The following is a 22,752-nucleotide window of genomic DNA, read 5'->3' as shown; positions in this document are numbered from 1 at the left end:
TATACGTTTGCGGCATGAGTGAATACGGAGAGTCACGGAAGGGGTGGGGGTGCGGCCCCGTCGGGTGTCAGTCGCGAGGGGGTGGCGGCGGGTCTTCCGGCACGGGTTCGAAGCGCCAGCGGTGCACGGGGCGGTGCAGCAACTCCGGCGGTGGATCGGGGAGTTCGGCCGGTGTCACGCCGTCGGGCCACCATGTCAGCACGAGTACGCGGTCCGGCTCCGCGCGGAACGTCTCGCGCCGGGCGGGCGCGGGCGTGAGGGCGCGGGCCCTGGCCCAGGACAGCAGGTCGGCGCCGCGGCCCGCCGCCGCCCGTGCCTCCCACATCAGCGTGACGGCGGCCATCAGTGGTGATGCCCGGCGTGGTGGTGGGTGTGGTGGTGGTCCTCCCCGGGGATGTGCGGCTCGGTCACCGGCAGGGAGGAGTCGGCGGGCAGGGCGAGCGCCGAGGGCGTCCGGCCGCGCGCCACCATCTCGGCGCCGAGCGCGGCGACCATCGCGCCGTTGTCGGTGCAAAGACCCGGCCGGGGCACGCGCAGGACGATCCCGGCGTCGGCACACCGTTCCTCGGCCATCGCGCGCAGCCGTGAGTTCGCCGCGACACCGCCGCCGATCATCAGGTGGTCCACGCCCTCGGCCTTGCACGCCTTGATGGCCTTGCGGGTGAGCACGTCCGTCACGGCCTCCTGGAAGGACGCCGCCACGTCCGCGACCGGCACCGTCTCACCGGCGGCCCGCCGCGTCTCCACCCAGCGCGCAACTGCCGTCTTGAGACCGGAGAAGGAGAAGTCGAACGGGGCGTCGCGCGGGCCCGTCAGCCCGCGCGGGAAGCGGACGGCGGCCGGATCGCCCTCCCGGGCGAGGCGGTCGATCGCCGGGCCGCCGGGGAAGCCGAGCCCGAGGACGCGCGCCACCTTGTCGAACGCCTCGCCCGCCGCGTCGTCGATCGTCGCGCCGAGCGGACGGACGTCCCGCGTGATGTCGGGCGCGAGCAGGAGGGAGGAGTGCCCGCCGGAGACGAGGAGCGCCATCGTCGGCTGCGGCAGCGGGCCGTGCTCCAGCTGATCGACGCAGATGTGGGACGCGAGGTGGTTCACGCCGTACAGGGGCTTGCCCAGCGCGTAGGCGTACGCCTTCGCCGCGGACACGCCGACCAGCAGGGCACCGGCCAGGCCTGGCCCGGCCGTGACGGCGACGGCGTCGAGGTCGGCCGCGGCGACCTTGGCGTCGGCGAGGGCCCGCTCGATGGTGGGGACCATCGCCTCCAGGTGCGCGCGGCTGGCGATCTCGGGGACGACGCCGCCGTACCGCGCGTGCTCGTCCACGCTGGAGGCGATGACGTCGGCCAGCAGGGTCGTCCCGCGCACGAGGCCGACACCGGTCTCGTCGCAGGACGTCTCGATGCCGAGGACCAGGGGTTCGTCAGCCATCACCGTTCCGTGTTCTCCATGGTGTCGGGCGCCGGGGTCCGGGCCGCGCCGTCCTCGGCGGCGGTCTCCTGGGCGGCGCTGTCCTGCGGCCGGTGGGGCGGCAGTTCGCGGCGCATGACGAGGGCGTCGATGTTGCCCGGCTGGTAGTAGCCGCGCCGTATGCCGATGGCGCGGAAACCGAAGCGCGTGTAGAGGCGCTGGGCCCGCGCGTTGTCCTTGCGGACTTCGAGCAGCACCTCGCCGCAGCCGAGACCGGCCGCGGCGGCGAGCAGGGCGGCGAGCAGGCGTCCGCCGAGCCCGGTGCCCTCGTGGGCGCGCGTCACGCCGATGGTCAGGATGTCGCCGGTGCCGCCCGCGACGCCCAGGCCGCCGTATCCGGCGAGCCGCCCGTCCGGGCGTTCCGCGACGAGGTAGCGGCGGGTCGGGGCGGTGCCACGGGCCGACGCCAGTTCGTTCCAGAACATCCCGGCCGACCACGCGTCCTCGGGGAACAGTTCGGCTTCGAGCCCGAGCACGGGCTCGATGTCCCACCACCGCATCTCGCGGAGCACCACGGTCATGCGCGGGTGACCGCCTTGTAGCCGGCCGGGACCTTGGCGTCGGGACGCCGGAGGTACTGCGGGTGCGGCGCGTCCAGGGGCAGCCCCGCGGCGAGCCGTTCGGCCGCCAGCGCGGCCAGGGCGGCGGCGGACGCGTGTGCGGGAAGGTCCTCGCGCACGGCGCGGAAGGCGTCCCGGTACAGCAGCGCGCCCGCGCCCGCGGCGGGCAGCGCGAGGACGTCGGGCGGGAGGTCGGCGGCCTTGGCGACGCCTGGACCGTCCAGGCGCGTACGGGCGTCGGCGTAGCGCGCCCAGTACACCTCCTTGCGGCGCGCGTCGGTGGCGACGGTGAACGGCTCGGTGAGCCCGGTCGCGTAGGCGATCGCGTCGAGCGTGCCGAGGCCGTGCACGGGGACGCCGAGCGCGGCGCCCAGCGCCGCGGCGGTGGCGAGGCCGACGCGCAGCCCGGTGTACGGGCCGGGCCCGGTGCCCACCACGACGGCGGTCACCTCGCCGATGCCGCGTCCCGCCTCGCCGAGGGCCCGGTCCACGGCGGGCATCAGCAGTTCGCCGTGTCTGCGGGCGTCCGTCTCCTCGGCGAGGGCGAGGACGCCGTGGCCGTCGTGGAGGGCGGCGGTGACGGCGGGCGTGGCGGTGTCAAGGGCGAGCAACAGCACCCCGCAAGGGTACGGCTCCCCGCCGGGACCGCCCGTCCCTGGTAGCGTCGGCAGGCGGCCCAGGACGCCGAGGCCCCAGAACGCACAGCTCCGTGAAAGGCAGGCAGCTCGACCGTGGCGCGCCATACCTCCGGTTCCGGCTCCGGTTTCTTCGTGACCGCGCTGACCGCCGCGGCGATCGCCGTCGTCGCCTTCTTCGCGTACCAGGCGTCGGCCGCCGACGACCGGCCGTCCGCCGCCGCGAGCGAGGAACCCTCGGCCTCCGCGTCCGAGGGCGACTCGGACGGCGCGGGCGGCGGAGGCGGCGGCGGCGAGGGCGCCGAGGAGCCCACCGACCCCGCCCTGCCCGAGGAGTCGGGCACGGGACGGCGCGTCGTGTACGCGCTGGCCCAGCAGCGCGTGTGGCTCGTGGACGCGGCGGCCGACGGCTCGGGCGAGGAGGTCACCTCCACGTTCGAGGTGTTCCCCAGCTCGGTGGGCCCCGAGCCGGGCGAGTACGCCATCACCTCGCGCACCGCGCAGGGCACCGGCTCCGACGGGGTTCCCATGGAACACGCGGTGATCTTCCACGCGGACGCCGAGGGCATCGTCTTCGGCTTCTCGGCGGCGACGGACGGCTCGGTGCCCAACCCCGAGTCGGAGCTGCGCACCGGCGCGATCCGGCAGAGCAGGGGCGACGGCGACACGATGTGGGAGTTCGCCGAGGAGGGCACGGCGGTCGTCGTCGTCGCCTGACCTGGCCCCCTGAACCGGCGGGCAGGCGAACAGGCCGGCCGGTCATAAGCGTTCGACAAGCCGCGCCGGGCGGCGGTGGGATGGCCGTATGTCGCACCCACGGATGCACGCCGACGAGGTGGGCACCGACGCGGACCTCGTCCGGCGTCTGGTCGCCGCCCAGTTCCCACGGTGGGCGCACCTGCCGGTGACCCCGGTGGTCTCGTCGGGCACGGAGAACGCCGTCTACCGGCTCGGACCCGACCTGGTGGCCCGTCTCCCCCGGATCCCCGGCGCGGTCGGCGGCGGCGCGGCCGAACGGCGCTGGCTCCCCCGGCTCGCCCCGCACCTGCCCGTCGCCGTCCCGCTGCCCCTGGCCCACGGCGAGCCGGGCGAGGGCTTCCCCTGGCCGTGGACGGTCCTGCGCTGGCTGGACGGCGAGAACCCGGCCGTCGGCCGCGTCACCGCCCCCGACCTGCTCGCCACCGGTCTGGCCCGCTTCGTCACCGCCCTGCGCGCCGTCGATCCGGCGGACGGCCCGCCGTCCCGGCGCGGCGCGCCCCTGGCCACCGAGGACCACTCGGCCCGCGCCGCGATCGCGAAGCTGCGCGCCCTCGCCGCCGCCGGGACCCCCGAGGGACGCGACGGGCGCGCGTTCGACCTCGACGCCGTCACCGCGGCGTGGGACGAGTCGGCGCACGCCCCCGCGTACGAGGGACCGCCCGCCTGGTCCCACGGCGACCTGCTGGCCGGGAACGTCCTCGTCGCCCCTGACGGGCGGCTGACCGCCGTCATCGACTTCGCCTGTACGGGCACCGGCGACCCCAGCGTTGACCTCATGGCCGCGTGGACCCTGCTGCCCGCCAGCGCCCGCCCCCTCTTCCGCGACCTCACGGGCGCCGACGACGCCGCCTGGGCCCGCGCAAGGGCTTGGGCGCTGGTCGTCTCCCTGAACCAGCTCCCGTACTACCGGGAGACGAACCCCGTCCTGGCCGCGGGCGCCCGCCACACCCTCGGGGAGATCCTGGCCGAGCGCGGCGCCTGACCGCCGGTCACTCCTCGCCGGGCAGCCGCACGCCGCGCCACCGCTCGCCGACGCCGGTGAGCGTGACCTCGCGCACGTCCTCGGCGCCGTCCCCGCCGTCGTCCCCGCCGGTCCCCCGGTGGATCACCACGTGCAGGCGGTCCTCGGACAGTTCCTCGACGCGCCCCTCGCCCCACTCCACGACCACCACGGACTCGGGCAGCGCCACGTCCAGGTCGAGGTCCTCCATCTCGTCGAGGCCGCCCCCGAGCCGGTACGCGTCCACGTGCACCAGCGGCGGCCCGTCGCCGAGCGAGGGGTGCACCCGGGCGATGACGAACGTGGGCGACGTCACCGCGCCCCGCACGCCGAGCCCTTCGCCGAGGCCCCGGGTCAGCGTCGTCTTGCCCGCGCCCAGCTCGCCCGTCAGCAGGACGAGGTCACCAGGACGCAGCAGGGCGGCCAGACGGCGGCCGAGGCCGCGCATGCGCTCGGGTCCCGTGACGGTCAGCGCCACGCTCTCAGACAGCTGGTTCATGGGACGGGATGCTACGCGCGAGCAGCGCGCCGAGCCGTTCGTTCACCTCGGCCGGTGCCTCAAGCAGCAGCAGGTGCCCGGCCTCCGGGAGGACGGTGTGCTCGGCGCCCGGCAGCGCCCGCGCGATCCGCTCGCTGTGCTCGGGCGGCGTGACGAGGTCCTTGCCACCCGACAGGACGGCGACCGGGAGGTCGGCGGCGAGCCCGGCGAGGACGGGCAGCGCGCCCGTCGTGTCGTGCTCGCCGAAGGCGGGGTAGAAACCGGCGACGATCTCCATCGGCACGGATTCCAGCAGCCGTTCGGCGAAGCGCGCCACGCCGGGGTCCACCGCGTCCGGCCTGCCGAACGCGTACCGCCGCACCACGCCGCCGTACAGCTCACCGGCCGCGCGGCGCCCCCGGTCCACGAGGCCCTGCCTGGTGCCGAGCGCCCGCACCACGCCGGGCAGCACCGTGCGGACGGCGCGCGCGGCGGACGGCGGGAGGCCCCAGCCCACCTCGGCCATGCGCCCGGCCGACGTGCCGAGCAGCGCGATGCCCGCGACGCGGCTCGCCACGTAGTCCGGGTACTGCTCGGCGAGGGCCATGACGGTCATGCCGCCCATCGAGTGCCCGACGAGCACCACGGGCCCCTCGGGCACCGTCGCGTCGAGCACGGCCTTCAGGTCGCGGGCCAGCAGCGGGATCCCCACCGGCCGACCGGGGGGCCCGGCGGCGGAGCGGCCGTGGCCGCGCTGGTCCCAGTAGACGGCGCGGACGGCGCCGCGCAGGGCGGCGCGCTGGAAGTGCCACACGTCCTGCGCGAGGCAGAAGCCGTGGCAGAAGACGACGGTGGGCGGACGGGGCGCGGCGTCCGCGCCGCCCTCGCGCGCGGCCCGGCGCAGCAGCCGGGCGAGGCGGCCGGGGGCGCCGGGCGTACGGGGGGCGGGGACGGCCGGGGGCGCGGGGACGGCGAGGGGTTCGGTGACCGGGCCGCCCGCGCCGTCGTCGGCGGGCCGGTCGGCCTTGGCCGCCGCGTCCGCGCCGAGGTCGTCGATCTCGTAGTACAGCTCGGTGCCGTCCTCGGCCGTGACGGTGCCAGGGGTGCCGCGCAGCGTGCCGTAGGGACCGGCGGCGTCCAGCGCCGCGACCGCCTCACGGCGCACCGAACGGCTCGCCGTCAGCCGATCGACGGCCACCGTGGTGGCGACCGTCGTCGCGACCGCGCCCAGCGCCGCCCCGGCGATGCCCACGCCCCGCGTCCACCTCACGTCCTGGTCTCCCCGTGGTGGACCCTCGGGACGCGGTGGCCGACCCGGGTGACGATCTCGTACCCGATGGTCCCGGTCGCGCGGGCCCAGTCCTCGGCGGTGGGCTCGCCCCGGTCGCCCGGGCCGAACAGCACCGCCTCGTCGCCCGCCTCGGCCGTGTCGCCGCCGAGGTCCACCACGAACTGGTCCATGGCCACCCGTCCGGCGATCGTCCGCCACTTCCCGGCGACGAGCACGGGACCGCTGCCCGACGCGTGCCGGGGGATGCCGTCCGCGTACCCGGCGGGCACCAGCGCGAGCGTGGTGTCGCCGGGCGTCGTGTACTGATGGCCGTAACTGACTCCGTGCCCGCCGGGGACGCGTTTCACTCCCGCGAGGGCGGCCCGCAGGGTCATCACGGGGCGCAGGCCGAAGTCCTCGGATGCGCCGATCTCGGGCGAGGGCGAGAGGCCGTAGACGGAGATGCCGGTGCGGACCATGTCGTAGTGGCTGGCGGGGAGGGTGAGCGTCGCCGGGGAGTTGGCGAAGTGCCGCACCTCCGGGTCGAGTCCGGCGCGGTCGGCGATCTCCAGGGCCTCGGTGAACGCGGTCTGCTGCGCCGCGATGGAGGGGTGGCCCGGCTCGTCGGCGCAGGCGAAGTGCGACCACAGGCCGGTGACGGTGATCGCGCCGGTCGCCTCGGCGGCGCGCGCGGCGGCGACCAGCTCGGGCCAGTCGCGGGGGGCGCAGCCGCTGCGGCCGAGCCCGGTGTCGATCTTGAGGTGTATCCGTGCCGTACGGCCGGTGGCGCGGGCGGCGTCGGCCGCCGCGTCGAGGGCCCAGGGGGCGCTGGCGGAGACGTCGATGTCCTGTGCGACGGCCTCGCGCCACGGCCCGTGCGGGGTCCACAGCCAGCACAGCACGCGGCCCGTGTCGCCGTCGGCGCGCAGGGCGAGCGCCTCCTCGGGTGTCGCGGCGCCGAGCCAGGCGGCGCCCGCGACCCGTGCCTCGCGGGCGCACGGCAGGAGGCCGTGACCGTACGCGTCCGCCTTGACGACGGCCATCAACGCGGCGCCCGACGTGAGGCGTTCGCGCAGCGCACGCACATTGGCGCGGAGCGCGGACAGGTCGATGTGCGCCCGCAACCGCCCGCTTTCTTCCGCAGTGTGCTCGTTCATCGCCCACCAGTGTCGCAGGAAGACCGGGCGTGCGGGCGTCAGACTGGGGGCATGAGGACTGCTCACCCTGTCGAGACCGTGCGGGCCGCGGAGCGCGCCCTGATGGCCACCCTGCCCGAGGGAACGCTCATGACACGCGCCGCGGCGGGCCTGGCCGCTGCGGCGGCGGAGTTGCTGCGGCCCCGGCTGTACGGCGCGCGCGTCGTCCTGCTGATCGGCAGCGGCGACAACGGCGGTGACGCCCTGTACGCCGGTGCCCGGCTCGCCCGGCGCGGCGCGGCGGTCACCGCGCTGCTGCTGCGACCCGAACGGGCGCACCCCGGCGGGGTGGCCGCGCTGCGGGCGGCGGGCGGCCGTACGGACGACGCGGCCACGCCGGGCGCGGACGGGCGCGTGGACGGCGCCGCGCTCGTCGTGGACGGCATCACCGGCATCGGCGGGCACGGCGGCCTGCGCCAGGACGCGGCGCGGCTGGTCGCCAGGGTCGCGGCGGCCGGGGTGCCCGTGCTGGCGGTCGATCTGCCGAGCGGCGTCGAGGCGGACACAGGGAAGGTCCCCGGGGAGGCCGTACGGGCGGCGATGACCGTCACCTTCGGCACGTACAAGCCGGGGCTGCTGGTCGATCCTGGGCGGGAGTACGCGGGCGAGGTGCGGCTGGTGGACATCGGCCTCGGCCCGCATCTCCCGCACGACCCGGCGGTGAGCGCGCTCGGCAGGGCCGAGGTGGCGGCGCTGCTGCCGCGTCCTTCGGCCGAGAGCGACAAGTACCGGCGCGGGGTCGTCGGCGTGGTGGCGGGGTCGGCGCGCTATCCGGGCGCGGCCGTCCTCGCGGTGGGCGGCGCGCTGCGCGGCGGGGCGGGCGCCGTGCGCTACTCGGGCCCGGCGGCGGACGCGGTGATCGCCCGCTACCCCGAGGCGCTCGTCTCGACGGGGACGCCGCGCGAGGCCGGGCGGGTGCAGGCGTGGATCGTCGGCCCTGGCCTGGGCCAGGACCCGGACGCCCCGCGCCGCGTGGACGACGTGCTGGACGCGGACGTGCCGGTCCTGATCGACGCGGACGGCCTGCGCGGGCTCGACCCCGCGCGGCTGCGCGCCCGTTCCGCGCCGACGCTCCTCACCCCGCACGCCGGGGAGGCGGCGGCCCTGCTCGGCGCCGACCGGGCGGAGGTCGAGGCGTCGCGGCTGGCGTCGGTCCGTGAACTGGCGGCCAGGTACGGTGCGACGGCCCTGCTCAAGGGCTCCACGACCCTGATCGCCGCTCCGGAGGGCGGCACCGTCCGCGTCAACCCGACCGGCACGCCCTGGCTCGCGACGGCGGGCAGCGGCGACGTGCTCTCCGGGCTGACGGGGGCGCTGCTGGCCGCCGGGCTCGGCCCGCTGGACGCCGCCTCGGTGGGCGCCTACCTGCACGGCCTGGCGGGCTCCCTCGCCCAGGCGCCGCCTACGGCCTCGACGGTCGGCGAGGCGCTGCCGGAGGCGTGGGCGCGGGTGACCGACGCGTAGGGCGGCGGCGCTCACCCCCCGGCGCTCATCCCTCGGCGATCACCACGGCGGAGGCGACCCCGGCGTCGTGGCTGAGCGACACGTGCCACGCGCGCACGCCCAGCTCGGCCGCGCGCGCCGCGACCGTGCCCCGCACCTCAAGGCGCGGGCGTCCCGAGTCCTCCTGGCACACCTCCGCGTCCGTCCACCGCAGCCCGCCGGGCGCCCCCAGCGCCTTGGCCAGCGCCTCCTTCGCCGCGAACCGCGCGGCGAGCGACGCCGGGCCGCGCCGCTCCCCGGACGGCAGCCACAGCTCCCCCGGTACGAACAGCCGGTCCGCCAGCTCGGGCGTCCGGTCGAGTGACCGCGCGAACCGGTCGATCTCCGCCACGTCGATGCCCACCCCGATGATCACGCCCGCACCACTCCCCCGTCGGCGTCGGTGATCTCGCAGACGACCTCGTCGGCCTCCCGGCGCAGCACCACGACCTCGCCGCCCCCCGCCTCGTCCAGCCGCAGCGTCTCGCGCACTGCCTCCGCCGCGAACGCCGCCTCGTCCGACGCCACGAACGCCTCGCCGTCGCCGAGGCCCACCACGAGCGGCAGCCCGCGCCGCGCCGCCACCAGCGCGTCCGGCGCGTCCGCGTGCACCGCGAGGAGGACGAACGAGCCGCGCACGGCCCGGCACACCTGCCGCATCGCCTCCCCGGGGTCGCCGCAGGACGAGAACGCCTCCGCGAACAGATGTGCCACGGCCTCGGTGTCCGTCCCGGAGGCCAACCGGTGCCCGCGCGCGGCCAGTTCGGCGCGCAGCGCGGCGTGGCCTTCGAGAGCGCCGTCCTGGACGACCGCGACGCGGCCCGCGTTGTCCGACTGCGGATGCGCGTCCGCGTCCGTCACCGGGGAGCCGCCGCCGCTCCCGCCCAGGCGCGCCACGCCCGTGGCCGCCGCGGGGAGGGGGCGCGCGGCGAGGAGCGCGCCGAGGTCCTGGAGCGTCCCGGCGCGTTTCGCCGCCGCGAGACCGCCGTCCGCGAGCACCGCGACACCGGCCGATCCGTCCGCCCCGGCCGCGCGTCCCGGCGTCAGCGCGCCCAGACCGGCCAGCAGCACGTCGAGCGCCGACCTGACCCCGACATAACCCATGCACCCGCACATGCGGGCAGATTAGCCCGCCCGGAAGAATGACCGCGTGGCCACCTCACCCCGTCGGACGACGCCGTACACCGAGCTGAGCCGTGCCGAGTGGAGCGCGGCGGGCGCCCGCGACCCACTGCCGATCACCGCCGCGGAACTGGCCGGGCTGCGCGGCCTCGGCGACGTCACCGACCTCGCCGAGGTGCGCGACGTGTACCTGCCGCTGGTCAGGCTGCTGCACCTGCACGTCGCGGCGGCGCACCGGCTGCGCGGCGCGGTCGGCGCGTTCCTGAGCGGCGGCGGGGGCGTCGCGGCGCCCGCGGGCCCGTTCGTCGTCGCCGTCGCGGGCAGCGTCGCGGTCGGGAAGTCCACCGTCTCGCGGCTGATCCAGGCGCTGCTGGAGCGCAGCCCCGGGCGGCCCCGGGTCGCGCTGGTCACGACGGACGGCTTCCTGCTGCCGTCGGCCGAGCTGCGGCGGCGCGGGCTGATGGCGCGCAAGGGCTTCCCCGAGTCGTACGACCGGCGGGCGCTGACGCGCTTCGTCAGCGACGTGAAGGCGGGCCGCCCCGAGGTGAGCGCGCCCGTCTACTCGCACGTCACCTACGACATCGTCCCGGGCGAACGGCTCACCGTCCGCCGCCCCGACGTCCTGATCATCGAGGGGCTGAACGTCCTCCAGAGCCCGCCGCCGGGACGGGTCGGGCTGGCGGACCACTTCGACTTCTCGCTCTACGTGGACGCGCGGCCCGAGGACATCCGCGCCTGGTACCTGAGCCGCTTCGCCACCCTGCGGGAGACGGCGTTCCGCGACCCGGACTCGTACTTCAGGAAGTTCGCCGACCTGCCGGAGGAGGCCGCGCTCGACCTCGCCCGCGACACCTGGCGGACCGTCAACGAGCCCAATCTGCGGGACAACATCGCGCCGACCAGGGCCCGCGCCACGCTCGTGCTGCGCAAGGGCCCGGACCACGCGGTACGGACCCTGCGGCTGCGTCGGCCCTGACGGCCGGGCGCCCCCGGTCAGCCCAGCTGCGACTTCACCACGTCGGCGAGGCCGGAGGCGACCGTCCTGGCCTGCGCGGCGTCGGCCGCCTCCACCATGACGCGGACCAGCGGCTCCGTGCCCGAGGGGCGCAGGAGGACGCGGCCCGTCGTGCCGAGCTGCCGTTCGGCCTCGGCCACGGCGTCGGTCAGCTCGCGGCAGTCGGCGACGCGGCTGCGGTCCACGTCCCGCACGTTGATGAGCACCTGCGGCAGCCGTTCCATGACGCGCGCCAGCTCGGCGAGCGGCTTGCGCGTGGCGGCGACGCGGGCGGCCAGCAGCAGCCCGGTGAGCGTGCCGTCGCCCGTGGTGGCGTGGTCGAGGACGATGACGTGCCCCGACTGCTCGCCGCCGAGCGAGTAGCCGCCGCGCCGCATCTCCTCCAGCACGTAGCGGTCGCCCACGGCGGTCTGGAGCAGGCGCAGGCCCTCGCGCTCCATGGCGAGGCTGAAGCCGAGGTTGGACATGACGGTGGCGACGACCGTGTCGTGCGCCAGGCGGCCCGCCTCGCGCATCGCGAGGCCGAGGACGGCGAGGATCTGGTCGCCGTCCACGTCCTGGCCGTCCGCGTCCACGGCGAGGCAGCGGTCGGCGTCGCCGTCGAGGGCGATGCCGAGGTCGGCGCCGTGCTCCCTGACGGCGGCGCGCAGCGGGTCGAGGTGCGTGGAGCCGTAGCCGTCGTTGATGTTGAGCCCGTCGGGCTCGGCGCCGATCGTGATGATCCGGGCGCCCGCCTGCGCGAACGCCTCGGGGCCGACGCGGGAGGCCGCGCCGTGCGCCGCGTCCAGGACGATCTTCAGGCCGTCGAGCCGGTTCGGCAGCGCGCCGACGAGGTGGCTGACGTACTCGTCGAAGCCCTCGTCCCAGTCGGTGACCCGGCCGACGCCTGAGCCGACCGGTCTGTCCCACGGCTGCCCGGCGGCGTGGTCGCGGTAGACGGCCTCGATGCGGTCCTCCAGCTCGTCGGCCAGCTTGTGGCCGCCGCCCGCGAAGAACTTGATGCCGTTGTCCGGCATCGGGTTGTGACTGGCGGAGAGCATCACGCCGAAGTCCGCGGTGAGGGAGCCCGTGAGGTGGGCGACGGCCGGGGTCGGCAGCACGCCGACCCGCAGGACGTCCACCCCGGCGCTCGCCAGCCCGGCGACCACCGCCGCCTCCAGGAACTCGCCGGAGGCCCGTGGGTCGCGGCCGACCACCGCCAGGGACCCTCCGACGCCGGTGCCGCCGAGCACGCTCGCCGCCGCGACCGAAAGACCGAGGGCCATCTCGGCGGTGAGGTCCGCGTTGGCGACGCCGCGTACACCGTCCGTTCCGAAGAGTCGTCCCACTGTGTTTCCTCCGAGTTCCCGAGCACGACCAACGGCGTAAACCCTATAAAAGGAACGCCCCGACAGCACGGATGTGCTGCCGGGGCGCCGGGAATGACCCCGATTAGCGCTTGCTGTACTGGGTACCCTTACGCGCCTTCTTCAGACCGGCCTTCTTCCGCTCGACCGCGCGGGAGTCGCGGGTCAGGAAGCCGGCCTTCTTCAGCGGGGCGCGGTTGTTGTCCACGTCCGCCTCGTTCAGGGCGCGGGCCACGCCGAGGCGCAGCGCACCGGCCTGACCGGAGACACCGCCGCCGGAGATGCGGGCGACGACGTCGTAGCGCTCGTCGAGTTCGAGCACCTTGAAGGGCTCGTTCACGGACTGCTGGTGCACCTTGTTCGGGAAGTAGCCCTCAAGGGTGCGACCGTTGATCTTCCACTTGCCACTGCCGGGCAGGATGCGGACGCGGGCGATCGCGTTCTTGCGACGGCCGGTACCGGCGCCGGGCAGCGGGTCGCCGAAGCGGCCGGTCAGCTCCTCGGCGGACGCCGCGAACTCCTCCGGCGTGCTCTCGGTGGTGTACTCCTCGACCTCGGGGACCTCGGTGTCAAGGGACTCAGCGGTGGGCTCGGCCACGATTCTCCTCAGATTCTTTCCGTCTTTGGGGGTGGCCGGGACTACTGCGCGACCTGGGTGATCTCGAACGCCACCGGCTGCTGGGCGGCGTGCGGGTGCTCGGGGCCCGCGTAGACCTTGAGCTTGGAGAGCATCTGACGGCCGAGGGTGTTCTTCGGCAGCATGCCCTTGATCGCCTTCTCGACGGCGCGCTCGGGGTTCTTCTCGAGCAGCTCCCCGTACCGCACGGAGCGGAGACCGCCCGGGTAGCCGGAGTGCCGGTAGGCGAGCTTCTGGGTCCGCTTGTTGCCGGACAGGTGCACCTTGCCCGCGTTGACGATGATGACGAAGTCACCGGTGTCCACGTGCGGCGCGTACACCGGCTTGTGCTTGCCCCGCAGGAGGGTGGCGGCCTGGGAGGCCAGTCGTCCCAGGACGACGTCGGAGGCATCGATGACGTGCCACTGACGCTGGACGTCGCCGGGCTTGGGGCTGAACGTACGCACGGTCGTAGCCTTCGCTTCTTCAGTGATGGGTTCCTGACAAGGCCACCAGTCGTCCGCAACGGCGCAGGCCGTACCCCGGTGACGCATACCGTGGTACTGGCCGCCGGCGAATTCCTGGCGGACCGGCGCAAGGCCCGTCACGTGAGATCGAGCAAGCCATACGCTGAGAGTTTCCAACGACGCAGGTTACCGTCCACGCCACGGACGGGTCAAAACAGCCCGGGAACGGCCCCTCCTCCAGCGGGCGCCGGACCGTCCCGTACCCGTACCCGTACCCGTACCGAAGGGTTGTGGGATGGGACGGACCGAGTACGACGACGACCCCGAAGCGCCCGAGCCGAACAGCCTGGTGGTCGCTGCGTCCGCCGTGGTCACGGACGGCCGGGGGCGCGTGCTGCTCCAGCGGCGGGTGGACAGCGGGCTGTGGGCGCTGCCCGGCGGCGGGACGGAGGCGGACGAGTCGCTTCCCGGCGCGGCCGTGCGCGAGGTCAGGGAGGAGACGGGCCTCGACGTGGAGATCACCGGCCTCGTCGGCACGTACACCGATCCGAGCGGCCGGCATCACCGGCGGGACGCCCGCCGTCTCCGACGAGTCGTCCGCGCTGCGGTTCGTGGCGGCGGACGAGATCGACGGCCTGCCGATGCACCACACGCAGCGGCTCCGCCTGCGGCACTTCTTCGAGCGGCGCGCGGCGCCCCATCTCGGGTAGCCCGCCGGGGTCGGCGCGCCCCGGGCTCCCCTTAGACTGCGCGCATGAGTTACGGGCAGGGAGGACCCGCCTGGGTCCCGGGGGGCTCGCAGCAGCCCGACTGGAACGCGCTCGCGGCCGACGCGGAACGGCGGCAGCGCCGCAGGCGTGGCCTCCTGGTCGGCGGCGGGGCGGTGGGCGCCCTGGCCGTGGGCACCGTGGTGGCGCTCCTCATCGTGGGCCAGGGCGGCGGGGGCGGCGGCGACAACGCGTCGGGCGACTCCTCGACGCTGCCCGCGGAACCGTCCGGCTCGTCCACGTCCGACTCGGGCTTCGAGCCGACGCAGCTGCCGCCGCTCCCGGAGCCCAGCGCGTTCATCTCCGACGCGGAGATGGACGTCGCCGCCTTCGAGCCCGAGACGTTCTTCTCCGGCGAGGGCATGGAGTTCGACGGCCGCGCCTACACGCAGGTGGCGACGGACGCGGCGGAGGGCTGCCCGGCCGAGATCTTCTCGGGCGACCTGTCGGCCGCGCTCACCGAGCTGGAGTGCGGCACGACGCTGCGCGCCACGTTCACGGGTGAGGGCGTCGCCGTGACGGTCGGCGTCGCGCAGTTCCCGACCGTCGAGGCGGCGGAGCAGGTACGCGGCGCGGCGGACGGCAACCTGGCCGCCCTGACCGGCGGCGGCGCGCCCGCGTTCTGCCAGAACGGCGGCTGCCGCACGACGACGAACCAGGTCGGCCGCTACGCGTACTTCACCATCGCGGGCAACGCGGACGGCACCCCGGACAGCGGCGACGGCACGGCCGCGCAGCAGGCGTCACGCGACGGGAACGACCACGCGTTCGACCGCATCATCCAGCGCGGCGAGACCCAGGCGTCGGCGTCGGCCAGCGCGATCGTGGAGGAGCGCCGCCGCAGCCAGGAGGAGAACGGCGGCTAGCGCTCCGCCGAGGGGAGCTCGCCGGGGCGGTGGCTTCGCCTCGCTAGTCTGCACGGCGTGATCACCTCCTCCGCACGTTCGGACGATGCCGCAGTCGCGACAGCCGCGGCGCGGGCAGGGGCGGACGTGGTCCGCACCCTGTACGGCCAGCGGCTCGACCGCATTGACAAGGGTGCCGGGGACTTCGCCACCGCTGCCGACGTGGAGGCCGAGAGGACGATCCTCGCCGTCCTCCGTGCCGCACGGCCCGATGACGCGGTGCTCGGCGAGGAAGGCGGGCAGCAAGGCGCCACCGACGCCGTGCGCCAGTGGTTGGTCGATCCCCTGTGCGGCACGCTGAACTACGCCGTCGGCACCATGCTGGTGGCCGTCAACGTGGCGCTGCGCGAGGGGGCGGCGGCGGTGGCCGACCCGTTCAGCGGCGAGGTGTTCTTCACCGACGGGGAGACGGCCTGGGTGCGGCATGACGGGGCCGACGACGCACTGCTGACGCCCACGGCCGCCACCCGCTTGGTGGACGTCAACCTGGACCCGCCGTTCCCGAGCGCGCCGGGATTCCGGGCCGTGGATCTGCTGGCCTGCCCCGAGTTCATCGAGGTTTTCCGGCCGCGCGTCGTGTCCACGACGCTGGCGCTGGCCTGGGTGGCCGCCGGGAAGCGCGCAGCGTACGTCACCGATGGCGGCGACCTCTCCGGGAGCGTGCATTTCGCGGCCGGTATCGCTCTGTGCCGGGCTGCTGGCTGTGTCGTCACCGGCATCGACGGTGCCCCGACAGGTGAGGCAGGTCGTGGGCTCGTGGTCGCCGCCGACGACGAGACCCACGGGCTGCTGATGTCGATGATGCGCGGCCGAGGCTAGTGGTGGCCGTCTGCACGACGAAGTCCTCGTCGTCGGGGCCGAGTACGCACAGGCTCAGCCACCACACGCCCGGCGGTCGGGCCGGACGTCGCCGTACGTCAACCCTGCCCCCGCCGCGTCACGTCACGGCAGCAGCAGCGTCCGCAGGTTGCGGGATGCGCTGTTGCGGGCGGCGAGTTGGTCGTCCGGCGGGTAGCCGACGGTCTCCAGCGTGAGCCCGTGGGGCCGTACGACGTGCACCGCCGAGTCGCGTACGCCGCCCGCCAGGACGGTGGCGGGCCAGTCGGGCGGCCGGTGGCCGTCGCCGACGAACAGCATGGCGCCGACGAGGGCGCGCACCATGTTGTGGCAGAACGCGTCCGCCTCGACCGTGCACTCCAGGATGCCGTCCGCGCCGCGCTCCCACCGCAGGTCGCGCAGCGTACGGATGGTGGTCGCGCCCTCGCGGCGCTTGCAGTAGGCGGCGAAGTCGTGCTCCCCCAGCAGGCGCCTTGCCGCCTCGTTCATGGCATCGACGTCCAACGGCCAGTTGTGCCACAGCACATGGCCGCGCCGCAGCGGATCGACGCCGCCCGGGTGGTCGCCGACGCGGTAGACGTACCGCCGCCAGATCGCGGAGAAGCGGGCGTTGAAGTACGGGGGCGCCTCGGCGGCGCGCCACACGCGCACGTCCTGCGGCAGGCGGCCGGTGAGGCGGCGCAGGAGCAGGTCCTCCTGCCCGGTCCAGACGTCGGCGGGCAGATCGACGTGCGCGACCTGCCCGCGGGCGTGGACCCCGGCGTCGGTGCGGCCCGCGACGGTCAGCTCGTACGTCCGCCCGCCCGAGCGCGTGACGACGCGCAGCGCCTCCTCGATCTCGCCCTGGACGGTCCGCCGCGCGTTCTGCCGCGCCCAGCCGGAGAACGCCGCCCCGTCGTAGGCGAGGTCGAGCCGTACGCGGACATGGCCGTCCGGCACGGCGTCGCGCCCGGGGACGGCCGCGCCGTCCGCCGTGTCCTCCGCGGCGCAGCCCGCCACGCCCTTCCGCACACCGTCGTTCACATGGCCGATCCTCTCAGAACGGCGGGGGCGCCCCTGCGCGCCGTCAGTTCCGGCAGGAGCAGCGCGAGACCCGCGAGCGCGAACGCGGCGCCGAGCCACAGCGGGGCGCGCAGCCCGGCCGCGCCGATGACGAGGCCGCCCACGGCCGAGGACAGGATGATGCCGAGGGTGATGAACGACGCGTGGACGGTGTTCACGAGCGGCCCGGCGTTGGCGGCGTGCTGGACGCGTGTGGCCATGGCCGGGTTCATCGTGACGCCGACGAGGCCGATGCCGAGGAACGCGGCGACGGCGGCCGGGGGCAGGTCGGTGAGGAGCGCGAAGGCGGCGAGGAAGAGGGCGTTCAGGCCGAGCCCGGTGGCGAGGACGGGGAGGGCGTGCCGGTCGGCGAGGCGGCCGACGACGGTGTTGCCGACGACGGTGGCGGCGCCGTACGCGACGAGCAGCAGGGGGATGGTGGAGGTGGCGAGGCCGGTGACGTCGGTGAGTATCGGGGTGGCGTAGCTGAACGCGGAGAAGGTCGCGGCGATCACGCACGTGCTGGTGAGCAGGCGCGTCCACAGGGCGCGGCTGCGGAAGACGGCGAGCTGGGCGCGGAACCCGCCGTCCTCGACGTGCCGTTCGAGCTTCGGGACGCCGACGGCGGTGGCGAGCGCGGCGAGGAGTGCCAGGGCGGTGATGACCCAGAACGCGGCGCGCCAGCCGTGGCGTTCGCCGACGAGCGTGGACAGCGGCAGCCCGAGGAGGGTGCCCAGCATCAGGCCGTTGAGGGTGACGGCGATGGCGCGGCCCCGCCTCTCGGGGCCGACGAGGCGGACGGCGAGGGAGATCGCGGTGCCGAACAGCGCCTGGGACGCGACGCCGCCGAGGATGCGGGCGGCGAGCATCGTGCCGTAGCCGGTGGCGGTGGCCGCCATGACGTTGCTCGCGAGGAAGAGGGCGAAGAGGACGAGGAGCGCGTTCTTCGGCGGCAGCCGCAGGAGGGCGACGGTGAGGACCGGGCCGCCGAGCGCCATCGCGGCGGCGAAGGCGGTGATGAGGTAGCCGATGCGCGGGACGGTGGTGTCGAGCCCTTCCGCCATCTGCGGCATGAGTCCGGCGACGGCGAACTCGCTGGTGACCATGGCGAAGATGCCGAAGGCGAGGAGAGGGATGGCGCGGGGCACGGGCCACTTCCGTTCACTTGTTTTGGATCGATCTGTACAAAACTTGGGCAGGGGTCGGCACGACGGGGTGCGGCAGGGGGTCAGACGAGGGCGTCGAGCGCCGTGGCGGCGATGTCCTCCAGGGCGGCACGGTCCGCGCCGCCCTGCGCGGCCACGCGGATGCCGCTGATGACGGCGACGAGGTAGCGGGCGAGCGCGTCCGGGTCACGGCCCCCGGCGATCTCGCCGTCACGCTGCCCGGCCGCGAGGACGGCGCTCATCCTGGCGAGGCGCTGCGCGGTGTCCCGTTCGAGCGCGGCGGCGATCTCCGTGTCGCGGCCGGCGAGTTCGACGGTGGTGTTGACGGTGAGGCAGCCGAGGCCCGCCTCGGTCGCGACGACCCGGTCGAGCACGGCGCGCACGCGCTCCAGCGGCGAGCGGTCGTGGTCGTCGAGGAGCGCGAACTGCGCCTCGTTCATGGCGTCCATGTAGCGGGTGAGGGCGCGGCGGAAGAGGTCGCGCTTGCTCACGAAGGTGTTGTAGATGCTGCTGCGGCCCAGTCCGGTCGCTTCGCAGAGGTCCTGGGTCGAGGTGGCCTCGTAGCCGTTGATCCAGAACGCGCGCATCGCGGCGTCCAGGGCCCGGTCCTCGTCGAACGTCCTGGGGCGGGCCACGGGGAGCACGCTACCCGTTCTGGAACGGCCGGTGCAATACCCGTCAGGACGCCGCGGGCGGCACGTGGCGCCTGGCCCGGTACAGGAGGAACGCGGCGCTCGCCAGGGCCGCGACGCGCAGCAGCACCGGCCAGTCGCCGTCCAGCATCTCCTGCGCCTCGCCCTGCGCCAGCGGCTCGCCCCAGTACCCGCCGTTCCTGCCGCCGAGCCACAGCGCGTACGCCCCGGCGACGAGCGCGGGCATGCCGAGGGCGGCCCACTGCGCCTCGCGGCGGCCGAGGCGCGGCGACCACCAGGCCGCCAGCCAGCCGAGGGCCAGGGGCGCGATCGAGCCGACGACCGTACCGGCGACGAGGAGCAGCACGGCGGACAGCTCGACGAAGCCGCCGACCCGCCGCCCGGCCAGCGCCGCGCGCGCCAGGCGCCGCCCGCCGCCCGGCGCGGGCGCGTCGGCGGCGGGCGGTACGGCCTCCTCGGCCGCCGCCTCGTCCGCCGTGGCCGCCGTGGGCTTCTCGTCCTCCTGCTCGGCGGGCGGGTGCAGCATCTCGGGGAGTTCGATGCCGCCCCTGAAGAGGCCGATGTCGCCGTCGGGCCAGTAGGTACGTCCGGGCGGCGCCGGTCGCAGGAACGGTGACCGGCTCGGCCCAGGGCCCCGCTGCGGCGGCAGCGGCACGGACGGGCCCTCGACGCCCGCGCCGTCGGGCGGCGTCGGACGCGGCGTGGCACGCGGCGCGGCGGCACGGGCGGGCGGGGGCTGGGGCGCGGGCGCGGACGGCGCGGCGGGAGTGGTCGCCGCTGCCGCGACCACGTCCTCCGGGCTCCCCATCCGCCCGAGGATGCGCTTCACCGACGCGCGGCTCTCCGTGGGCCCGGCGGCGGACCTGGCACGGTGAATGTCGTCGCGCAGCCGGTTCACCAGGGCGGCGCGCTGCGCGGCCGACAGGCTGGTGCCGTGCGCCAGGTCGCCGACGCGGCTGAGATAGTCAAGTACGAGCTGTTCGCCTTCGATGCCCACAACCAACTGCCCTGCGCCTGGCGGGTGGACCCCACCCACGGACCGGAATCCCCCCGATGCTACGCGGACGACTCCCGCGCGGGCGAGCGGATCGCGGCGAAGGACGGCGGAACCGAGGGGAACGCCGTTGTTCATCGCGGGTTCACCGAACGCCGCACAACCCGCTACCCACAGCTCGTTACATGGTGAACGTCCCTGCCTGACCGCCTTTTCACGCCCGGGGGTCCCGCCGTGCCGTCCGCCGCACCAGCCCACCACGGCCCTGCCACGGCCGGGCGCCGTGGCGCGGGACGGGAGGGGCGGGCGCCCGCGCCGCCAGGCGGCGGGAGACCGCGTCCCCCTCGCGGGCGGAGGACCGGCCCGCCCGGCCACGGCGGTACGACCGCGCCGCGCCCCCCGGCCCGCACGGGGCCACGGGCGGAACGGACCCGCGGGCACCTGGAGAAGGCGCTGACGGGCGCGGCCCCGCGACACGGGGCCGAGGACGAGGTGAAGAGCGGCGGGCCCACCCTCCCCGGCGGCCGGCAGCAGCGCACGCGCGCCGCCCACGCGCTCGTGACCCCCCGCACGCGCCAGGCCGCCCGGGTCATCGACCGCACCGCGTTCTTCACTGCCGACACCGACAGCGAGGGAGTGCGCCATGGGCGCCTGGTTGAACACGACGCAGCCGAGAAGAGCCTCGGCAGGCCCGACGGCCAAAGCGCCGCGGATCTTCCCCGTAGCCCCGGCTGACGGCCCCGGCGGGCCGGACGACGAGCCCTACGGCCGCGACGGCGTGCCGTCACGCGACGAGGGCCCGGAACCGGCACAGGCCAGCATCCCGCTGGGCACCAACCCCGTCGTGCTGCTCGCCGACTCCGACGAGCGCATACGGCAGGGGCTGACGGCGCAGCTCGCCAAGTACCAGGTGTCGGTGGTGCACTGCCCGGACGGCGCGGCGGCGCTGCTGGAGGCGGGGCTGCGCAAGCCGGACGTCCTGCTCGTCTCGGCGGACCTGCCGGTGATCGACGGCGCGACCGTACTGCGCCTGGTGCGGCGGCGGTTGTCCATCCCGGTGGTCCTCGGCGTGGGCCCCGACGACACGGACCAGGTCGGCCCTGCGCTGGCGGCGGGGGCGAGCGCCTGCGTGGCCCGCCCGTACCGGCCGCGCGAGGTGGCGCAGCTGCTGAGCCTGGCGGACCGGGGCCACCGGGGCTGGGACCAGCCGCTGGTCTGCGGGCCGCTGACGCTGGACCCGTCCACGTACGAGGTGCGCATGCACGGCATCTCGACGGCGCGGCTGCCGCTGCGCGAGTTCCAGTTGCTGCACCTGCTGATGCTGCACGCCGAGAAGGTGATCACGCGTGATCGCATCAGGGCGGAGCTGTGGGGCGAGGGCGCGCGGCGGTCGAACACCATCACCGTTCACATTCGGCGCCTGCGCGAGCGGCTCGGTGACGACCCGCACCACCCGGAGATCATCCAGACCGTCCGGGGCGTCGGATACCGCCTCGTGCCGCCGGAGAGCTGAGCGGCGCGGCCCTGCGGGCGAGCGGTGGACGCCGCCCGCAGGCTGCCGGGGTCTCACCGAGGCTGTCGTTTCCTTAACGATTCCAACTCTTTTTGTGAAACCGCCGGTTCCTTTGAACCTACGTTTCTGTTCACCTTCTGGCCCTCACTGCTTCGCTGGCCGCTCTTACGTTCTCCTCGACACCGTCAAGACATCACCATGATCCCGGCCGTCGGCCGGGGACGAACGAGGAGCAAAGGCCATGCGCAACTGGCGCGCCCGAACCGCCGCGATAGCCGTGGTATCCGCCCTGGCCCTGGTCACGGCGTGCAGCAGCGAGAACGAGGACGAGGGGAGCGGCGGCAGCAGCGGCGGGACCAGCGGCGGCGACAGCGGCAGCCCCGCGTCGGAACTGTCCGGCAGCCTCGCCGGTGCGGGCGCCAGCTCGCAGGACGCGGCGCAGCAGGCGTGGATGGCCGGCTTCCAGGACGCCAACCCGGACGTCACCGTCACCTACGACCCGGCCGGTTCCGGCGCGGGCCGTGAGCAGTTCATCGCGGGTGGCGTCGCCTTCGCGGGCTCGGACGCGTACCTCGACGAGGAGGAGCTGGCCGCCGCCAACGAGCGCTGCGGCGGCGAGGTCGTCGAGCTGCCGATCTACGTCTCGCCGATCGCCGTGATCTTCAACCTGCCGGGCGTGGAGTCGCTGAACCTGAGCGCCGAGACCATCGCGGGCATCTTCAACCAGCAGATCACCACCTGGAACGACGACGCGATCGCCGCCGACAACCCGGAGGTCGAGCTGCCGGACACCGCGATCACGCCGGTCAACCGCGCCGACGACTCCGGCACCACCGAGAACTTCACCGACTACCTGGCGGCCGTGGCCCCCGACGCGTGGCCGCACGAGGCCAGCGACGTGTGGCCGGTCGAGGGTGGCGAGGCCGCGCAGGGCACCTCGGGTGTCGTCCAGGCCGTCACCAGCGGCGAGGGCACCATCGGCTACGCCGACGCCAGCCAGGCGAGCGGCCTCGGCACCGTGCACGTCGGTGTCGGCGACCAGTTCACCGAGTACTCCCCCGAGGCCGCCGCGGCGGTCCTTGAGGTCTCCGAGCGCGCCGAGGGCCGCGGCGAGCACGACTTCGCCTTCGACCTCGCCCGTGAGACGACCGAGGCCGGGACCTACCCGATCGTCCTCGTCTCCTACGGCCTGGCCTGCGCCGCGTACGACGACGCCGCCACCGCCGACCTCGTGCAGGGCTACTTCAACTACATCCTGAGCCCGGAGGGCCAGCAGGCCGCCGCCGACACGGCCGGTTCCGCGCCGCTGTCCGCCGACCTGAGCCAGCAGTTCCAGGCCGCCGTGGACGCCATCGGTTCCGCGGCCTGAGTCCGCGCACGGTCGGCAGGTCCGGCCCGCCACCCGCCCGGGGGCGGGCCGGGCCTGCCGCGTTCCGCCGCCCGCCCGGCCGCACGGCCCGGCG

General features: G+C 75.2%; 23 protein-coding genes and 2 pseudogenes. 9 read left to right on the top strand and 16 right to left on the bottom strand.

Annotation, left to right across the window (positions count from 1 at the left end; translation table 11 throughout):
* Positions 1-67 precede the first annotated feature (67 nt).
* From IF27_RS07765 to tsaB, 4 genes are read right to left on the bottom strand one after another with little or no spacing between them, the layout of a single operon-like run.
* Positions 68-343 (bottom strand): hypothetical protein, encoded by a 276-nt coding sequence (locus tag IF27_RS07765; protein WP_052848651.1) that lies wholly within the window; start codon positions 341-343, stop codon positions 68-70.
* Positions 343-1,428, bottom strand: a complete 1,086-nt coding sequence (gene tsaD, locus IF27_RS07760; RefSeq protein WP_052848650.1) for a tRNA (adenosine(37)-N6)-threonylcarbamoyltransferase complex transferase subunit TsaD — start codon at positions 1,426-1,428, stop codon at positions 343-345. Before tsaD ends, IF27_RS07765 begins: the two co-directional genes overlap by 1 nt.
* Complete coding sequence (gene rimI / locus IF27_RS07755) at positions 1,428-1,988, bottom strand: ribosomal protein S18-alanine N-acetyltransferase (RefSeq protein WP_052848649.1); 561 nt, start codon at positions 1,986-1,988, stop codon at positions 1,428-1,430. Before rimI ends, tsaD begins: the two co-directional genes overlap by 1 nt.
* Positions 1,985-2,644, bottom strand: coding sequence for a tRNA (adenosine(37)-N6)-threonylcarbamoyltransferase complex dimerization subunit type 1 TsaB (tsaB, locus tag IF27_RS07750; protein WP_052848648.1), 660 nt, complete (start codon positions 2,642-2,644; stop codon positions 1,985-1,987). The genes rimI and tsaB overlap by 4 nt, the downstream gene beginning before the upstream one ends.
* Before the next feature lie 153 nt (positions 2,645-2,797).
* Here tsaB and IF27_RS07745 point away from each other — a divergent pair, with 153 nt between their 5' ends.
* On the top strand, positions 2,798-3,379 hold the full coding sequence (locus IF27_RS07745) for a hypothetical protein (protein ID WP_420821989.1): 582 nt from the start codon (positions 2,798-2,800) through the stop codon (positions 3,377-3,379).
* Positions 3,380-3,467: 88 nt separating this feature from the next.
* Positions 3,468-4,403: an aminoglycoside phosphotransferase family protein gene (locus IF27_RS07740; protein WP_052848646.1), complete on the top strand. Its 936-nt coding sequence runs from the start codon at positions 3,468-3,470 to the stop codon at positions 4,401-4,403.
* A 7-nt stretch (positions 4,404-4,410) separates the two neighbouring features.
* Here the strand turns inward: IF27_RS07740 and tsaE are convergent, their stop codons facing one another.
* From tsaE to alr, 3 genes are read right to left on the bottom strand one after another with little or no spacing between them, the layout of a single operon-like run.
* Positions 4,411-4,920: a tRNA (adenosine(37)-N6)-threonylcarbamoyltransferase complex ATPase subunit type 1 TsaE gene (gene tsaE, locus IF27_RS07735; RefSeq protein WP_052848645.1), complete on the bottom strand. Its 510-nt coding sequence runs from the start codon at positions 4,918-4,920 to the stop codon at positions 4,411-4,413.
* On the bottom strand, positions 4,904-6,169 hold the full coding sequence (locus tag IF27_RS07730) for an alpha/beta fold hydrolase (protein WP_052848644.1): 1,266 nt from the start codon (positions 6,167-6,169) through the stop codon (positions 4,904-4,906). Before IF27_RS07730 ends, tsaE begins: the two co-directional genes overlap by 17 nt.
* Entirely contained in the window at positions 6,166-7,326 is a 1,161-nt protein-coding gene (gene alr / locus IF27_RS07725) for an alanine racemase (protein WP_052848643.1), read from the bottom strand. Before alr ends, IF27_RS07730 begins: the two co-directional genes overlap by 4 nt.
* Before the next feature lie 51 nt (positions 7,327-7,377).
* Between alr and IF27_RS07720 the strand changes: the two genes are divergently transcribed.
* The gene (locus IF27_RS07720; protein WP_052848642.1) at positions 7,378-8,829 is read left to right on the top strand and encodes a bifunctional ADP-dependent NAD(P)H-hydrate dehydratase/NAD(P)H-hydrate epimerase; all 1,452 of its coding nucleotides are present in this window, start codon (positions 7,378-7,380) and stop codon (positions 8,827-8,829) included.
* Between the two features lie 25 nt (positions 8,830-8,854).
* On the opposite strand, the gene IF27_RS07715 is transcribed toward IF27_RS07720, so the two are convergent.
* Both IF27_RS07715 and IF27_RS07710 read right to left on the bottom strand, forming a co-directional pair.
* Complete coding sequence (locus IF27_RS07715) at positions 8,855-9,223, bottom strand: holo-ACP synthase (protein WP_052848641.1); 369 nt, start codon at positions 9,221-9,223, stop codon at positions 8,855-8,857.
* 14 nt (positions 9,224-9,237) lie between these two features.
* A pseudogene (locus tag IF27_RS07710) lies at positions 9,238-9,963 on the bottom strand (glutamine--fructose-6-phosphate aminotransferase); the annotation flags it as partial.
* Between the two features lie 34 nt (positions 9,964-9,997).
* Here IF27_RS07710 and coaA point away from each other — a divergent pair.
* Positions 9,998-10,945, top strand: coding sequence for a type I pantothenate kinase (coaA, locus tag IF27_RS07705; RefSeq protein ID WP_052848639.1), 948 nt, complete (start codon positions 9,998-10,000; stop codon positions 10,943-10,945).
* Positions 10,946-10,962: 17 nt separating this feature from the next.
* Here coaA and glmM read toward each other — a convergent pair whose 3' ends face one another.
* The 3 genes from glmM to rplM all read right to left on the bottom strand — a co-directional run bounded on the left by glmM (position 10,963) and on the right by rplM (position 13,413).
* Positions 10,963-12,312 (bottom strand): phosphoglucosamine mutase, encoded by a 1,350-nt coding sequence (glmM, locus tag IF27_RS07700; protein ID WP_052848638.1) that lies wholly within the window; start codon positions 12,310-12,312, stop codon positions 10,963-10,965.
* Between the two features lie 103 nt (positions 12,313-12,415).
* Positions 12,416-12,928 carry a 30S ribosomal protein S9 gene (gene rpsI / locus IF27_RS07695; protein WP_052848637.1) on the bottom strand — a complete coding sequence of 171 codons (513 nt, stop codon included), beginning with the start codon at positions 12,926-12,928 and terminating at the stop codon, positions 12,416-12,418.
* A gap of 41 nt (positions 12,929-12,969) precedes the next feature.
* Positions 12,970-13,413, bottom strand: coding sequence for a 50S ribosomal protein L13 (gene rplM, locus IF27_RS07690; protein ID WP_052848636.1), 444 nt, complete (start codon positions 13,411-13,413; stop codon positions 12,970-12,972).
* 295 nt (positions 13,414-13,708) lie between these two features.
* Between rplM and IF27_RS07685 the strand changes: the two are divergent.
* The 3 genes and pseudogenes from IF27_RS07685 (at position 13,709) to IF27_RS07675 (ending at position 15,904) form a co-directional block, all read left to right on the top strand.
* Positions 13,709-14,123 (top strand): annotated as a pseudogene (locus IF27_RS07685) (NUDIX hydrolase).
* A 44-nt stretch (positions 14,124-14,167) separates the two neighbouring features.
* On the top strand, positions 14,168-15,046 hold the full coding sequence (locus tag IF27_RS07680; protein WP_052848635.1) for a hypothetical protein: 879 nt from the start codon (positions 14,168-14,170) through the stop codon (positions 15,044-15,046).
* Positions 15,047-15,103: 57 nt separating this feature from the next.
* Entirely contained in the window at positions 15,104-15,904 is an 801-nt protein-coding gene (locus IF27_RS07675) for an inositol monophosphatase family protein (protein WP_052848634.1), read from the top strand.
* 123 nt (positions 15,905-16,027) lie between these two features.
* Here the strand turns inward: IF27_RS07675 and truA are convergent, their stop codons facing one another.
* From truA to IF27_RS07655, 4 genes are all read right to left on the bottom strand, one after another.
* The gene (gene truA / locus IF27_RS07670; RefSeq protein ID WP_110945692.1) at positions 16,028-16,861 is read right to left on the bottom strand and encodes a tRNA pseudouridine(38-40) synthase TruA; all 834 of its coding nucleotides are present in this window, start codon (positions 16,859-16,861) and stop codon (positions 16,028-16,030) included.
* 80 nt (positions 16,862-16,941) lie between these two features.
* Positions 16,942-18,111, bottom strand: a complete 1,170-nt coding sequence (locus IF27_RS07665; RefSeq protein WP_052848633.1) for an MFS transporter — start codon at positions 18,109-18,111, stop codon at positions 16,942-16,944.
* Positions 18,112-18,191: 80 nt separating this feature from the next.
* Entirely contained in the window at positions 18,192-18,764 is a 573-nt protein-coding gene (locus IF27_RS07660; protein WP_052848632.1) for a TetR/AcrR family transcriptional regulator, read from the bottom strand.
* Between the two features lie 43 nt (positions 18,765-18,807).
* Positions 18,808-19,818, bottom strand: coding sequence for a hypothetical protein (locus IF27_RS07655; protein WP_223290954.1), 1,011 nt, complete (start codon positions 19,816-19,818; stop codon positions 18,808-18,810).
* Positions 19,819-20,419: 601 nt separating this feature from the next.
* Here IF27_RS07655 and IF27_RS07645 point away from each other — a divergent pair.
* A complete protein-coding gene (locus IF27_RS07645) occupies positions 20,420-21,289 on the top strand; it encodes a response regulator transcription factor (protein ID WP_223290953.1) in 870 nt (289 codons plus the stop codon).
* A gap of 241 nt (positions 21,290-21,530) precedes the next feature.
* On the top strand, positions 21,531-22,658 hold the full coding sequence (gene pstS / locus IF27_RS07640; protein WP_052848629.1) for a phosphate ABC transporter substrate-binding protein PstS: 1,128 nt from the start codon (positions 21,531-21,533) through the stop codon (positions 22,656-22,658).
* The last annotated feature ends 94 nt before the right edge of the window (positions 22,659-22,752 follow it).

Origin of the sequence: Streptomyces avicenniae, from assembly GCF_000719135.1 — a bacterium.
Taxonomy (GTDB): Bacteria; Actinomycetota; Actinomycetes; order Streptomycetales; family Streptomycetaceae; genus Streptomyces; species Streptomyces avicenniae.
The sequence above is the reverse complement of the archived record's forward strand: the minus strand, read 5'-3'. Positions and strand labels throughout refer to the sequence as shown.